Annotated in this window: 16 protein-coding genes; 7 read left to right on the top strand and 9 right to left on the bottom strand. The window is 53.2% G+C overall.

The annotated features are described in order from the left end of the window. Positions 1-43: 43 nt before the first annotated feature. The 5 genes from NXS13_RS04290 to NXS13_RS04270 all read right to left on the bottom strand — a co-directional run bounded on the left by NXS13_RS04290 (position 44) and on the right by NXS13_RS04270 (position 4084). Positions 44-1270, bottom strand: a complete 1227-nt coding sequence (locus NXS13_RS04290; RefSeq protein WP_259078345.1) for a S1C family serine protease — start codon at positions 1268-1270, stop codon at positions 44-46. A 60-nt stretch (positions 1271-1330) separates the two neighbouring features. Next, positions 1331-2773 (bottom strand): HAMP domain-containing sensor histidine kinase, encoded by a 1443-nt coding sequence (locus tag NXS13_RS04285; protein ID WP_259078346.1) that lies wholly within the window; start codon positions 2771-2773, stop codon positions 1331-1333. Then, positions 2770-3462, bottom strand: a complete 693-nt coding sequence (locus tag NXS13_RS04280; protein WP_259078347.1) for a response regulator transcription factor — start codon at positions 3460-3462, stop codon at positions 2770-2772. The genes NXS13_RS04285 and NXS13_RS04280 overlap by 4 nt, the downstream gene beginning before the upstream one ends. Positions 3463-3629: 167 nt before the next feature. After that, entirely contained in the window at positions 3630-3803 is a 174-nt protein-coding gene (gene rpmF / locus NXS13_RS04275) for a 50S ribosomal protein L32 (protein WP_259078348.1), read from the bottom strand. Positions 3804-3817: 14 nt separating this feature from the next. Then, complete coding sequence (locus NXS13_RS04270; RefSeq protein WP_259078349.1) at positions 3818-4084, bottom strand: type B 50S ribosomal protein L31; 267 nt, start codon at positions 4082-4084, stop codon at positions 3818-3820. A gap of 449 nt (positions 4085-4533) precedes the next feature. Between NXS13_RS04270 and rpmB the strand changes: the two genes are divergently transcribed. From rpmB to NXS13_RS04240, 6 genes are all read left to right on the top strand, one after another. Continuing rightward, positions 4534-4770: a 50S ribosomal protein L28 gene (gene rpmB / locus NXS13_RS04265; RefSeq protein WP_259078350.1), complete on the top strand. Its 237-nt coding sequence runs from the start codon at positions 4534-4536 to the stop codon at positions 4768-4770. A 3-nt stretch (positions 4771-4773) separates the two neighbouring features. Then, positions 4774-4938, top strand: a complete 165-nt coding sequence (gene rpmG, locus NXS13_RS04260) for a 50S ribosomal protein L33 (protein ID WP_006063179.1) — start codon at positions 4774-4776, stop codon at positions 4936-4938. A gap of 3 nt (positions 4939-4941) precedes the next feature. Next, positions 4942-5247, top strand: coding sequence for a 30S ribosomal protein S14 (gene rpsN, locus NXS13_RS04255; RefSeq protein WP_259078353.1), 306 nt, complete (start codon positions 4942-4944; stop codon positions 5245-5247). A 15-nt stretch (positions 5248-5262) separates the two neighbouring features. Continuing rightward, a complete protein-coding gene (rpsR, locus tag NXS13_RS04250; protein WP_259078355.1) occupies positions 5263-5511 on the top strand; it encodes a 30S ribosomal protein S18 in 249 nt (82 codons plus the stop codon). A 169-nt stretch (positions 5512-5680) separates the two neighbouring features. After that, a complete protein-coding gene (locus tag NXS13_RS04245; protein WP_259158363.1) occupies positions 5681-6583 on the top strand; it encodes a putative nucleotidyltransferase substrate binding domain-containing protein in 903 nt (300 codons plus the stop codon). A 2-nt stretch (positions 6584-6585) separates the two neighbouring features. Further along, a complete protein-coding gene (locus NXS13_RS04240) occupies positions 6586-7257 on the top strand; it encodes a TetR/AcrR family transcriptional regulator (protein WP_259078357.1) in 672 nt (223 codons plus the stop codon). Here NXS13_RS04240 and NXS13_RS04235 read toward each other — a convergent pair. The 4 genes from NXS13_RS04235 to NXS13_RS04220 form a co-directional block, all read right to left on the bottom strand. Continuing rightward, the gene (locus NXS13_RS04235) at positions 7220-8056 is read right to left on the bottom strand and encodes a CoA ester lyase (protein ID WP_259078358.1); all 837 of its coding nucleotides are present in this window, start codon (positions 8054-8056) and stop codon (positions 7220-7222) included. The two genes, NXS13_RS04240 and NXS13_RS04235, sit on opposite strands and share 38 nt — an antisense overlap. Positions 8057-8129: 73 nt before the next feature. Further along, complete coding sequence (gene purH, locus NXS13_RS04230; protein WP_259289425.1) at positions 8130-9692, bottom strand: bifunctional phosphoribosylaminoimidazolecarboxamide formyltransferase/IMP cyclohydrolase; 1563 nt, start codon at positions 9690-9692, stop codon at positions 8130-8132. Further along, positions 9685-10305 (bottom strand): phosphoribosylglycinamide formyltransferase, encoded by a 621-nt coding sequence (gene purN, locus NXS13_RS04225; protein WP_396124749.1) that lies wholly within the window; start codon positions 10303-10305, stop codon positions 9685-9687. Before purN ends, purH begins: the two co-directional genes overlap by 8 nt. 28 nt (positions 10306-10333) lie before the next feature. Beyond that, positions 10334-11974: a DUF6350 family protein gene (locus NXS13_RS04220; RefSeq protein WP_259289424.1), complete on the bottom strand. Its 1641-nt coding sequence runs from the start codon at positions 11972-11974 to the stop codon at positions 10334-10336. Between the two features lie 658 nt (positions 11975-12632). Here NXS13_RS04220 and NXS13_RS04215 point away from each other — a divergent pair. Then, positions 12633-13346, top strand: a complete 714-nt coding sequence (locus NXS13_RS04215; RefSeq protein ID WP_259078364.1) for a M23 family metallopeptidase — start codon at positions 12633-12635, stop codon at positions 13344-13346. Positions 13347-13440 lie beyond the last annotated feature (94 nt).

Here is a 13440-nt window from a genome sequence, read left to right as displayed (position 1 = left end):
GTTTCTCCTTGAAAATTAGGCGGTCGCTCGGTTTCTTATTAACCTACTCGTCGGAAAGTCGAACCTCTACCTCCCGCGGATTTTCACCCCTGAGATCCGTTAGTTTGAGAGTTATGGTCTGGCCGAAGTCAGCAGATCGCACGGCCGCTATAAGAGCGTCAGCACTGTCAATGCGGCGATCACCAAATCCTACTACTACGTCGCCTGGGCGTAGGCCCGCAGTTTCACCTGGGCTCCCTGAAGTGGTATCAGCGATGACAGCACCAACGATGCGGGGGTCGTTGCCTAATCGAATTCCGATCATGGGCTGCTTAGCTTCCCCGCTCTCAATTAATTGCTGCGCTACTCGTTTGGCAAAATTGGCGGGAATGGCGAAGCCCAATCCAATCGATCCAGCACTGTCACCGTTGTGCGGAATCGAGGCAATCATAGAATTGATACCTATCTGATTTCCGTTCATATCCACGAGTGGTCCACCTGAGTTTCCGGGGTTGATCGCAGCATCGGTTTGGATAGCGTCGATGAGGGAGGACTGGCCGAGGTCCCTGCTGCTGGCTCGTACGGGTCGATTAATTGCCGAGATCACCCCCGTTGTTACTGTCGAAGACAATCCGAGGGGGGCACCGACTGCGACGACAGGTTGTCCTACTTGGATCGATGAGGAGTCGCCGAAGCTCATAACGGGAAGATCCTGGACGTCATCGATTTTTACAACAGCTACATCGGTATTGGGATCCCCGGCTACAAAGCGAGCTTGCATGCGACGTCCATCGTTGAACACAACCGTGATCAGCGTGCGGTGGGGATCACCCGCAGTTCCCTCCACAACGTGGTTATTTGTCAGGATATAGCCGTCGGGTGACAGGACTGAACCTGACCCTTCTGACACTCCCGTGGAGTCGCTGACCTTCAACGAAACCACCGCCGGTAGCACCTTGGCTGCCACTTCCTGAACTCCCCCGGTTGGCATGTCAGGTGTGACCCCGTGACTAACTGGAGCATTTAATGCAGCAATGACTTGACCTTGGGACTGGTTATTGGTTGATAGTTGGGTGGCATAAATGCCGGTCAAAGTACCTGAACCGACGGCCGCTGCTAGTGCTAGAGCTATAGCACTGCGAACACCGATGGTGCGCTTTGGGGTGGCTAAAGACTGGGGATCTGGTGTCTGCTGTGCAACGATTGGCTGGGCGTAGGGGTTAACAACCTGCTCAAAGCGAGGATCGCGCTCGGGATGGATCCATTGATTATTATCGTTCATATCAGTCATGATGCTCCACGTTTGTTAAGGGAGGCTGGAATGATTTTAAAAAGAGTCTGTGAATCTAGCTTATCTTCTTTGTGTTCCGCCGACTGCGTCGGGGTCCGTTGATCCCGGAATGGTCACTCGCATTAGTGTGCCGCCGTCCTCGGAATCTAGGACTTCTATAGTGCCGTGATGGCGCGCAATCACCTTGGCCACAATCGATAGCCCTAAGCCGGACCCAGGTACCGCTCGAGCCTCAATTGACCGGTAGAATCGCCCGAATACTTTGTGCCTCTCCCTTGGGGCAATTCCAGGTCCCGAGTCAGCAACAGATAGCTCCAAGAGATCTGAAGAGAGTTGCTCCATATTTACCTTGACAGGGGCCCCCGGGGGAGAGAATTTCGCCGCATTATCAATCAAGTTGAGGATGGCTCGATCTATCCCTTGGAGATCTCCCCATAAATACCAAGGACTGAGATTCGCTATGAATTGAATATCGGGGCGCCTGCGGCGCACTTTTTCAAAGGCCTCGTCAACGGAGTCGGCTAACTCGACCACTTGCAGTTCTAGGGAGGATGAATCTTCGCGTGCTAGATCTCCCAAGGTCTCGATAAGGGTGGTCAATTCTTCCATCTGCGCCAGCACATCGGATTCCATCTCAGCGCGATCACTGGCACTTATCCCGCCTTGTTTTTCCATCATCATGAGCAATTCAATATTGGTTCGCATAGAAGTCAACGGTGTTTTAAGTTCATGACCCGCATCAGCGATGAGTTCTGCTTGTTGTTTGCGGGACTCTTCCAATGCTCGAAGCATCTCGTTGAAGGAAGTGGTCAGTTGGGCTAATTCTACTGTGCCTGAGACCGGAATCGGCTCGAGTTTTTTGGTTTTGGTGACTTCTTCTACAGCAGCTTGCAGTGCTACCAAAGGCCGTAATCCTGCCCTAGCAACAAATAAACCTATTGCCACTGCGAGTACGATACCCAGGCCTGCGATAATCAGTAAAACAAAACCTAGAGCAGCTAAGAGCGACTGAACGCCACCAAAGTCGCGGGCTATCATCACCATAGTGCGCTGGTCATCGATAAGCAGATAGATGCGTTTTCCGTCAATAGTTTCTACTTTAGATCGGTCGGTGGCTCGAATGACCGGAAGCGGGAGTTCATCGCCAACGGAATAGACCCAGTCGGAGCGCTGCACAGTGGCAAAATAGTCAGGGTTGCGGACCTTGAAATAATCAATCTCTGATCGAGCATTTAAGGCGAATTGAGGGGACTCGCTCAGAACCATCATAGATTCCGCCTTGGCACGCAGGTCTTGGTCGACTGCATTAGTAATCGCCCTCGAAGCCGATAAGTAACTGAGGATTAATACCACGAAGATGACGATCGCCACCATATAGGTGGTAAAGATTGTTACCCTCCACCGCAAAGAATTGGAGGAGCCGAACAGGTCGTCTTTAAGGAGCGCATCCTCCGCTGGCCCCACCGGCGCGGCGGGGCCAAAACTGGGACGTCTGAGGATCACGGTGCCGTATCGCGTAGAACATAACCCACGCCGCGCACCGTGTGGATGAGACGGGTCGCCCCTCCCCTCTCGGTCTTGCGGCGTAGGTAACCAATATAAACTTCCAAGGCATTACCCGAGGTTGGAAAATCGTAGCCCCAGACCTGCTCGAGGATTTGGCTGCGACTGAGTACCTTTTTGGGATTAGCGAGTAAATACTGTAAGAGAGCAAACTCGGTACGCGTGAGACTTACACGGCGGCGGCCTCTAGTGACATCACGGGTTTCGGGGTTGAGAACCAGATCGGCGAATACTAACTCGCCGCTGGCAGCAGGAGTGGTTGATTCGGCAGCAGCACGGCGCAGCAGAGATCGGACCCTTGCTAGTAGTTCTTCGAGGGCGAATGGTTTTGGAAGATAGTCATCTGCGCCAGCATCGAGTCCGGCGACGCGATCGGAAACGCCATCACGGGCGGTTAGGACGAGGATAGGACGGTCATCCCCAGAACCGCGCAGGAAGCGACACACTTCCAGCCCATCCATATTGGGCATCATGACATCCAAGATCACCAGATCTGGGTCCTCGCTGTCGATCATGCTGATCGCCGTCTCACCATCTTTGGCTGTAGTAACGGTGTATCCATTAAACGATAATGAGCGCCTGAGTGACTCTCTCACTGCTTGCTCATCGTCGACGACTAAGATTTTCATAATATAAAAAGCCCTACTGTTCTACCTCCTGACGATCAGGAGTTCATTATGCCCATCTTAAGTTACTCGGATCACTTCTACAGCACTTTTGCTAGATTAAGAAAAACCTAGCCCCATGGTGCGCAGATTTTATCCGCACCATGGGGCTAGGTTCTATATTAATAAATCTAGAACTGCTCGACGTCGACCAAGCCTAGTTTAGCTGCCCTAACCAGACGACGAGGGATACGCACAGTGCGACCATCGATCGTGACTTCCTGGAGGGCCACGTTATCAGCCTTCCACTGGGAACGGCGGGCGTGGGTATTAGCACGCGACATACGACGCTTTGGAACTGCCATTTTTTCTTCCCTCCTTAGGACTTCTTAGTGCGGCGGGCCATGCCACCGAAACGACGCTGGAACTTCTCAACACGACCAGCGGTATCCATCACGCGCTGAGCACCGGTCCAGAATGGGTGCGATTCGCTTGTGACGTCTACGACGATCAACGGATATTCGTTACCGTCCTCCCACGTGACCTTGCGGTCGCTATGAGCGGTGGAACGAGTCAGGAACTGGAAGCCAGTACCAGCATCCTGGAACACGACCGGATGGTAGTCCGGGTGGATGTCCTTCTTCATAATTCTCCGATTCCCTCAGGATTGAAACTTCAGGTCGTCTCGCCCCTACATACTATATGGAGTGATCGTGCCTGAGTTGGGTTTCGTTTACGGTTAGTTGTCATGCTTCTACCACATATAAGCCCACCACCTATGCGGTGGCGTGATAGCAACCTCGGAAATACTACCAGCAGCAAGGGTGGAAAAGGAAATCTTCTTAGCCACTTTTACAGTGAAACTTCTCATGCGGCATCGGGTAGTACGAGGTGGTCCGCATGACTGCAACCACTAATGTGCTACTCCTTTACGTCCATCAGACTACTTTTCGGGGTCATCGAGGATTGGGATTAGGAATTTATTGAGTTTTTCGGTATGGTTGTCCCTTGCTGTTGTCGAAATTGTTCGTTAACGCCCTTAGTACCTTGTTAGCGCAGGTGTGAACGAAGGGCGGCTAGGAGAAAGTTTTACCCATGTCGGCTATTTGCCAGGTTACGGGACGCACGCCGAGTTTCGGCAAGTCTGTCTCTCACTCGCACCGACGCACTTCCCGCCGTTGGAACCCCAACGTGCAGCGTCGTAGGTTCTACCTGCCCTCTGAGGGCCGTACCATTGTTTTGAATGTTTCCACCAAGGGTCTGAAGATCATCGATCGCGACGGCATTGAGTCCGTGGTTGCACAGATCCGCGCCCGGGGAGAGAAGGTCTAACACATGGCACGTAATGACATCCGTCCAATTATCAAGCTGAAGTCTACGGCTGGCACTGGTTATACCTATGTCACTCGTAAGAATAAGCGCAACAATCCTGATCGCATTACCTTGAAAAAATACGATCCGGTTGTCCGCAAGCACGTCGAATTCCGCGAGGAGCGATAATCTATGGCTAAGAAGTCCAAGATCGCCAAGAACGAGCAGCGCAAGGAAATCGTCGCCCGCTATGCGGAGCGTCGTAACGAGCTCAAGGCAATCATTAAGAATCCCAATACCTCTGACGAGGATCGTCTGGATGCACAGTTCGAACTGAACCGTCAACCTCGCGATGCCTCCCCAGTTCGTGTCCGCAATCGCGACTCGCACGATGGCCGTCCTCGCGGTTACCTCCGCAAGTTTGGCCTGTCCCGTGTCCGTATGCGCCAGATGGCTCACCGCGGTGAGCTGCCAGGCGTTCGTAAGTCCAGCTGGTAATTCAGGGAGTATCTAATGAAGCGCACTAATATGAAGAAGGCGCGGATGGAACAATCCCGCCGCCCGAAGAAAAACCCTCTCAAGGCTCAGGGCATTGAGAAGGTAGACTACAAGGACATTAACACCCTTCGTCTATTCATCTCAGATCGCCACAAGATCCGTTCACGTCGCGTGACTGGTCTTACCCCACAGCAACAGCGTCAGGTCGCAACCGCTGTGAAGAACGCTCGCGAGATGGCTCTCCTGCCGTTCACCAGCCGCTAAGTCTGGGACGATTAACGCCTCTCTCTTCGTAGAGAGTTGCAACGACAGCCCTAAGCGCTCCACCTTATATCTGGTGGAGCGCTTTGTTGTGCACAGCGAGTCATTACTGGATTTGTGCGCTAAACTAATGTGGTTATTTTTTTACAACGGGGAAAGCTGGAAAACTGTGTTGCATGATTCTCTTCTTGAACTCGCCTCCCAGGCGCCGCAGTGCCAGAATGCTGCCACCGCTCGCGGTATTCTCCTTGAGTCTCAGGATCTCATCCGCAACGCAATTGAGCATGAGGCTAGGCCCCAAGAGCTGGTCATTTGGTTTTCACGACTTATTACCGATGTACTCCACTCGGAAGGTATCAAGGACCTGACTGGGGGTGCGGATCTAGTACTCACCGGAGCGGTCGGCCGTGGCGACGCACTGCCTAGTTCACCCATTAAGTGGCTAACCGTCGGCGGTACCGCGGTTGATACCCAGCCACTGATCGAGCTTATTGGGCAAGTAGGACTCCTGACTGAACGCACCCACTTTGGATTCGAAGCGCGGAGCAAGGAAAAGTGGCTCATGGAACTGAAAGGCACTGATGGTCGTGGGTTCGCCGTCTTTGCCGACGCTGGCACGTGGCTATTAGCACACGTCGTTAACCAAGAAAATGCAGCCGTTGAGCTGCTTAAAGAGGCATTTACTTACCGACCGCCAGCCGTTAGGATGAACTCGGGATTGCCAGATCTTAAGGCTCATATCGATATTCGCCAATCGCTGCTCTATCCTATTATTGCGCTCGCTAGATGGGCTGGAGTGGCCGCGAAATCACAAGAGTTCTCTACTCCCGCGCGATTAAACTCGGCAGTGCTGGCGGGAACGCTCGAGGCTGCGCAGGCAGACTATCTGCGCACCGCGTGGGAATCTGGACTAGGCTTGCAATTTAGACGCTTCACTGATCGAGTACATGGCCACGAAACCACCGCCGCTTCTTTGCCTGCCATTCAGCGCAGTACTTATGGAGCGTCGACACGTATGGTTTCGGATGTATTTTCTTCCCTAGAGTCCGCGCTTCCTGCACAGAAAGAGGTATAAGGATGGCTGGAGCAGTGGGGCGTCCCCGCAAAAACAGTCCTCGTCGGCGTGGCGCTACCGCCCGCGAAGAGATCTTGGATGCAGCCGCGGAGTTATTCACCACCCAAGGCTTTGCCACTACGTCCACCCACCAGATAGCTGATGCGGTGGGTATTAGGCAAGCGAGTCTGTACTACCACTTTCCTTCTAAGACTGAGATATTTCTAACCTTACTTAACTCCACGGTAGAACCGTCGATGGCGCTCGCTGCGCATTTCGAAAACGCTACCTTACCCGCCCCAATGCGGCTGTGGGCGCTGACAGCCTCAGAATGTCGCCTGCTACTATCTACTCGGTGGAATGTCGGTAAACTATACCAACTGCCAGTAGTGAGCTCCGAAGAATTTGCCACCTATCATGATCAGCGTCGCCGGTTGCGGGAATTCTTCCGCGCAACCGCGGCTGAAATTGTGGGCCCAGACGATCCTCGCGCTCACGTACCTTTTCTTTTAGCCACCTCGGTGAGCGAAATGCGCGATAATGACGGCTCGACCCCATATCAGCTCAGTTCCACCTGCCTGCCGGAAACGGCGTGCATGCTCGCCGACGCAGCTCTCGCCGTTTTAAATTCCCCTCTGCCAGAAGACCGGGTCGACGTTACTCTTGATCTTTTGCGTACTTATGCCGCGCAATAATCCGATGTGCTTGCTGGATAAGTGGAGCATCGATCATTTCACCATCTAATTGGAAAGCTCCCGGGTAGTTCGCTGCTTTAGCTACAACTTTTTCTGCCCACTGATAGTGGCTGGGCTCGGGGGCGTAAGCCTTGCGAATCACCTCGACTTGGCGCGGGTGTATACACGCACTGGCGGCGAAGCCAGAGCGAGCTGCATCGGTTGCCTCCGCCCGCAGACCTTCATCATCGGTGAAGTCCCCGTAAACTGCATCGATACTGATCTTGCCGTGAGCCGCGGCTTGCATATGCATCATGGCTCGAGTCAACCGCATCGTGTCGCGATAGGTGTGCGGGTACACCTCGTCGGGTCCACGGCGCGAGTGAGTACCTCCCAGTTGCACGGTTAGGTCTTCGGCTCCCCACAAAAGGCCCACAATGCTCGGATGCGCGGCGATCGCTGGCAGGTTGACCACTGCTTGAGGAGTCTCGATCATCGCAATCACATCGAGGCCCTCTAGGACTGCTGGAATATTGGAACCTATTTTAGGCACGATCACCGTGGAATAAGGAGTCGTTTTTACGAAAGCCACATCTTGTTCAAAGAACTGACTGTCGGGACCAATCGTGCGCACAATGGTAGAAGCCGGATCCAGACCGCATGCTCGGATATTTTCATAAGCCAAGTCACGGTCGATATCACCGGCACCGTCCTCGAGGTCGAGAATGACCATATCGGCTATACGGGCTGCCTTGGGGATGATATCAACTCGGCCTGCGGGTGCAAATAGAATGGCAGGGCCAGGAAGGGTAATAGTCATAGCTTTAAAAATAGTCGATCGGGTGGCGGCTTTCTTCTAGTGCGAGCAAAACCACCACCACGATCACCAATTCCTAATGAGCGAAGTGTCGGGTTCCCGTAAGATACATCGTCACTCCCGCGCGTTTAGCGGCCTCGATAACATCGGTGTCACGAATCGAACCACCGGGTTGCACGACCGCTTTAATACCGGCGTCCGCCAAAATTTCGAAGCCATCAGGGAAGGGGAAGAAGGCGTCTGATGCCGCCACAGCACCGCGAGCCCGTTCGATATCTCCAGCGAGACTATTAGCGCGTTCGACTGCTAATTTTGCGGCATCTACCCGATTAACCTGCCCCATGCCTACCCCCACTGTGGCGCCGTTCGCTGCAAGAAGGATGGCGTTGGACTTCACCGAGCGTACTGCCCGCCAGGCGAAGTTAAGGTCTTCTAATTCCGCTGGGTCGCTGGGAGTACCAGCAACGAGGGTCCAATTCTTGGGGTTATCCCCATGGGCATCAATTATATCTCGCGATTGGACTAGGAGGCCGCCTGCTATCTCACGGCGCTCTACTCCCCCAACGAGAGGTGGTTCGGCGCGCAGGATGCGAAGGTTTTTCTTAGCTTCGAGGATCTCGATCGCTTCAGCCTCATAGCTGGGTGCGATGATCACTTCAGTAAAGATCTCAGCGATACGGCGCGCCATGTCAGCTGTGACTTCGCGATTGGCTGCAATAACTCCACCAAATGCGGACAGTGGATCACAGTCATGGGCTAGTTGGTGAGCGTGCGCTATCGATTCATCCGAGACCGCGATGCCGCAAGGATTGGCATGTTTAATGATGGCCACGCAGCTGCGCTCGTGATCCCACGCGGCCCGCCAGGCGGCGTCAGCGTCGGTAAAGTTGTTATAACTCATTTCTTTACCGCTCAGCTGCTGTGCACTAGCGAGTCCCGTGCCCGAGCTATAGAGGGCGGCTTCTTGATGTGGGTTCTCTCCGTAACGCAGAGTGGTGCTGAGCTGGTACTCGAGCCCTAAAAATTCTGGGAATTGAGAATCAGTCTCGTTTTCGGCCATCCACGTCGCTACAGCGAGATCATATGAGGCAGTGTGCCGGAAAGCTTCGGCGGCTAAGCTCTGGCGCTGCTTAATGCTAAAGCCTCCTATTTGAAGGGCATGCTCAATATCGCTATAGCGAGCCGGGGATACCACCACGGCGACCGAGGAGTGATTTTTAGCGGCTGCCCTCACCATTGTGGGGCCCCCAATATCGATGTGCTCGACACACGAATCCTCATCGGCACCCGAGGCGACGGTCTCCTTAAAGGGGTACAAGTTAACAACAACCAACTGGAAAGGGGCGATGTTGAGCTCTGCCAACTGGTTGAGATGATGGGCTTTTCGGGTATCGGCTAAAATGCCGGCGTGCACGTTGGGATGTAGAGTTTTGACCCGCCCTTCCAGGCATTCTGGAAAACCCGTCAGGTGATCCACTGCGGTTACTCCGATGCCGAGTCCAGCTATATATTTCGCGGTTGAACCAGTGGAAACAATTTCCACTCCAGCGCTGTCAAGGGCTTGGGCGAGTTCAGCGAGCCCTGTTTTATCGTAGACGCTAATGAGCGCACGGCTAATCTTTTTGCGATCTTCACTCATGGATGGAAGAAAACCTCTCTGTGTGCTGGTCCTCCCGAAATTTTCGGGCAAAAGAATTGAGAACGTCGACGATGAGCCTGCGCTCTACGTCTTTGATTCGTTCATGTAGTTCCGCCTCAGAGTCCCCGCTCAAGACCGCCACGGGCTCTTGAGCGATGATCTCACCGGTGTCCACCCCTTCATCAATAAAGTGCACGGTAGATCCTGTGATTTTCACACCGTAATCTAAGGCATCCCGCACCGCATGAGCCCCAGGAAAAGCGGGCAGTAGAGCGGGGTGGGTGTTGATGGTACGCCCTGCATAGTGATCAAGAAATGGGGCACCAAGTATCTTCATGAATCCAGCGGATACGATGAGGTCTGGCTCATACTGGGCGATAGTGACCGCTAAATCCGCATTCCACTGATCTCGATTCATTCCCAGCGGCACGATGCTGCTGGGAATACCAGCCTTTTCACTGCGCGACAACGCGGGACACGTGATATCGCACACCACCCCTACTACGTGGTATAAACCCTGGTTATCAAGGATGGATTGCAAAAGGGTGCCCGCCCCTGAGGCGAGCACCACAATTTTGAGCGGCTGAGAAGATTCGAAGCTGATCACAGGGATATCCTAGCCGTGCTGATATAAGGTTTTCCTAGTTTTCTGTCTCTTTTTCTTCTTGAGCTGATTCAAAAGCTATGTCTTCAAGGTCAGCTTCGGAGCGTTCGGGCCCGAAGGCGATTGGTTCCTCTAGATTTGCCTCTGGTTTTACCGGCTCGGATTCTTCAGCGACCTCTTCAGAATCTAATGGCCCGACCTCAATTACGCCCTCCTCATCCTTCTCCTCTAATTCTGGTTCGCTATCAGTTTTGTCGGGCTCTACCGGCTCTGATACGTTTGCGATCTCTCCGGTCTCTTGGGAATCTAAAGCTCCCGCGACTTCTGGCGATCCTGCTAGCTCAGGTTGACTGGTATCTTCTTCCGTCTCACCAGTGGCTGCCTCAGGGTGATTCCCCGTGTCGCTAGGATCTGGTTCATTAGATATCGAGGATTCATTGTCGGTGCGCCGCGAGGCTTGGACAGTGGCGGTGGCCCACGTACAAAATAGTGCAGTGGTGAATATCGTGGGAACGAGAACTATCGCGATGACGTGTGGACCTGTCAGCCCATAAACACCCAATTCGCCCCGTCCGAAGTAAATAAGGGCCGCATTGAGTACAGTAGCCACGCTCACAGCTACGGCAGATTCTAGAGCGTTCAACCGCGCCTTTACAGCGACATAAATTGCTACACCAGCAGGTATAGCTAATAGACTAGGTGCGACACTATGAGCAGACTGAGGAATCGCGGCCATAAGCGGTAGCGGTGGTAGGGCCACCAGATTAATCCCAAAGAGGCTGATAGTTGCCTGGCCGATAATCGCTTCTGAACCAGAGAGCAAAGCTAAAGTAGCGATCATAAAATTCGGCACATACAGGAGGCTGAGAATACTCGCTCCTACGATGCCCCACGGTGAATATACCTGCACAAGCTCGGATAGCACGTGATAGTGGAAGCCTAAGGATATAAGAAGGACCATTAAGCTTGCCGCAAGGCAATAAGCAATAAAACGGACTGCGGCTACTGCTCCGTCAATCAGGTTCGGCGACAGACCTGCTCGCTTTATCAGGGCGCGCCACAACCGTGGGCCCATTCCCACAACCAGAGCAAGCAGATGCAGAAGGACTGTAGCCCCCACTGCGTGCAGCAACGGTGGCACCGCAACTGGGAAAACGACGGAAGCATCAAAGAGCATCCCGGCGGCGATCAGCGTCAAGGCAGTGGGTATACCAAGGACCGCACAGGCAATAACCGCGAGATCATAAAGGCTGACGCGGTCCTTGATCAAACGGTAGACCGTTCGAGCCTGAACACAAGCGAAGAGGAGAGGAGGCGCGAGGGGTACGTAGGAGATCACCACATCCTCACCGCTGAGGGGCGCAGCATTAAAAGCTAACCAACCCAACGCAATCGTGGCAGGTAGAGCCGCCATGGAGGTTTCAGTGAGAAGTAAAATAAGCAGGGCGCCAGAAATTATCACACCCAGAATAACTGCTATGGGAACCGTCAAGGTAAAGAGGATATGACGAATTTTAGCTTTTATACTCAGATCAGCTGGAATCTTGTCCGTGGAAGAGATCCTGGCACTTTTCTTCTTCGACGTGCTCGTGCGTGAAGCGGGAGCGGTTGATCTCACCGCTGTTCGCGGGCGACGAATACGCTGCGGTTCGACACTCGGGCCGGTCTTTTTGCTCATTCTTTCCAGTCTGCCATCACCTGTGGGGATCAGCCAGAAAGACGCGGCCACCCCTGAAAAATTTAAATCAATCTACACCTCGAATGCGCACACCCTCACAAGTCCAAACCTCCCGTACGGGTGGTGCCGAGGATATCTATCTGCCTCGAACTAGGGAATCTCTTAAACGCGGCAATATGGAGTGAATACTGGCTGTGGTGGCAAGTTTGTGAAATCGGAAGAGATTAAGCTTACTCTCCTACCCTTACCCGGTAGCCACTGCTCACGCGTCACCGCGGGAATTTTGGGGATAAGAGAAGGACCCCGCTCAACCTATCTCCTAAGCACAACCTCAAAGAATGTGGGGCATGCGTCAGCTGCAGTCCATATACTTATTAAGGCACTAGAAGAATATGTCTAAGAGTAGGCGAGCAATCGATAGGCACTGTGTGAACCACCAGCAATAAGATGAGGGGTATCACGATTGATAAGAAGTATTTTTTCTTCGCAATTGGCTTGCCTATCGCCTCGCTAACAGCTAGTGTTATATCGCAGTACATAACAAACTGGTTACAATCGTGATTAAGATGTAACACCAGCGATAATGCGTGTTCATAGAGGACAATACGCAAATTTTATTGTCCGTCAGGTTTCCAACAAGCAAAGGGAAGTTAGCTTCATGCATCAGCCACGAACTCGGAGTGGGGGCAAGCACCGCAAGCAGATCAACCCAGTCCGCGGGAGAGTAGCTTTCGTTGCAGCTGCTACTGGCATCGCTTCCTCTGCGGGCGCCACTGGCGCCGCCTTAGCCGCAGCACCCCAGTCCGGCTCGCCCGCTATTAAGCTCGCCGCTAATGATGTCCCGGCCGCAGATCTTGCTGCTCCTCAAATTCTGGAGTTTGCGGAATTCAAGCCGGCTTTTAACCTCACCGACCAACTGATCAAAGCTATCGCTTTCTCCGCTCAGGTCGAAGAGGCTGATCATCTTGCTAGGACCCCTAAAAATATTGTTGTAAAGCCTGCTGAGGGTTTATTCACCTCAGGTTTTGGTGCGCGATGGGGAACCATGCACAACGGTATCGATATCGCGAATGCTATGGGGACTCCCATCGTTGCTGCCATGTCAGGTACTGTTATTGACGCTGGTCCCGCATCAGGTTTTGGCAACTGGGTTCGAGTACTGCATGACGATGGAACGATCACCGTTTATGGCCATATGGAGACCGTCGAGGTCGTTGTTGGTCAGCATGTAGATGCTGGCCAGCGTATTGCTGGCATGGGCTCTCGTGGTTGGTCAACTGGATCTCATCTTCATTTCGAGGTTCACCCTGCGGGTCAAGGTCCTATCGACCCGGTGCCGTGGCTAGCTGAACGTGGCGTTTTCGTCGCTTAAGTTGGCTCACTAGATCACCCCCCACCTCTGAAGAGGTTGGGGGATTTTTGTGTCTTAACCCACAGTCACTTGCCCTACTCTTAAGTTACTCGGT

The organism is Corynebacterium sp. ES2730-CONJ (genome assembly GCF_024834055.1).
GTDB lineage: Bacteria > Actinomycetota > Actinomycetes > Mycobacteriales > Mycobacteriaceae > Corynebacterium.
The sequence above is the reverse complement of the archived record's forward strand: the minus strand, read 5'-3'. Positions and strand labels throughout refer to the sequence as shown.

What these genes read in the sequence shown, in the direction of transcription:
- rpsN (WP_259078353.1), top strand. Translation starts at nt 4,942, where the DNA reads ATGGCTAAGAAGTCCAAGATCGCCAAGAACGAGCAGCGCAAGGAAATC.
- NXS13_RS04290 (WP_259078345.1), bottom strand. Translation starts at nt 1,270, where the DNA reads ATGACTGATATGAACGATAATAATCAATGGATCCATCCCGAGCGCGAT.
- NXS13_RS04270 (WP_259078349.1), bottom strand. Translation starts at nt 4,084, where the DNA reads ATGAAGAAGGACATCCACCCGGACTACCATCCGGTCGTGTTCCAGGAT.
- NXS13_RS04280 (WP_259078347.1), bottom strand. Translation starts at nt 3,462, where the DNA reads ATGAAAATCTTAGTCGTCGACGATGAGCAAGCAGTGAGAGAGTCACTC.
- NXS13_RS04235 (WP_259078358.1), bottom strand. Translation starts at nt 8,056, where the DNA reads ATGACTATTACCCTTCCTGGCCCTGCCATTCTATTTGCACCCGCAGGC.
- rpsR (WP_259078355.1), top strand. Translation starts at nt 5,263, where the DNA reads ATGAAGCGCACTAATATGAAGAAGGCGCGGATGGAACAATCCCGCCGC.
- NXS13_RS04220 (WP_259289424.1), bottom strand. Translation starts at nt 11,974, where the DNA reads ATGAGCAAAAAGACCGGCCCGAGTGTCGAACCGCAGCGTATTCGTCGC.
- rpmB (WP_259078350.1), top strand. Translation starts at nt 4,534, where the DNA reads ATGTCGGCTATTTGCCAGGTTACGGGACGCACGCCGAGTTTCGGCAAG.
- rpmG (WP_006063179.1), top strand. Translation starts at nt 4,774, where the DNA reads ATGGCACGTAATGACATCCGTCCAATTATCAAGCTGAAGTCTACGGCT.
- rpmF (WP_259078348.1), bottom strand. Translation starts at nt 3,803, where the DNA reads ATGGCAGTTCCAAAGCGTCGTATGTCGCGTGCTAATACCCACGCCCGC.
- NXS13_RS04215 (WP_259078364.1), top strand. Translation starts at nt 12,633, where the DNA reads ATGCATCAGCCACGAACTCGGAGTGGGGGCAAGCACCGCAAGCAGATC.
- purH (WP_259289425.1), bottom strand. Translation starts at nt 9,692, where the DNA reads ATGAGTGAAGATCGCAAAAAGATTAGCCGTGCGCTCATTAGCGTCTAC.
- NXS13_RS04240 (WP_259078357.1), top strand. Translation starts at nt 6,586, where the DNA reads ATGGCTGGAGCAGTGGGGCGTCCCCGCAAAAACAGTCCTCGTCGGCGT.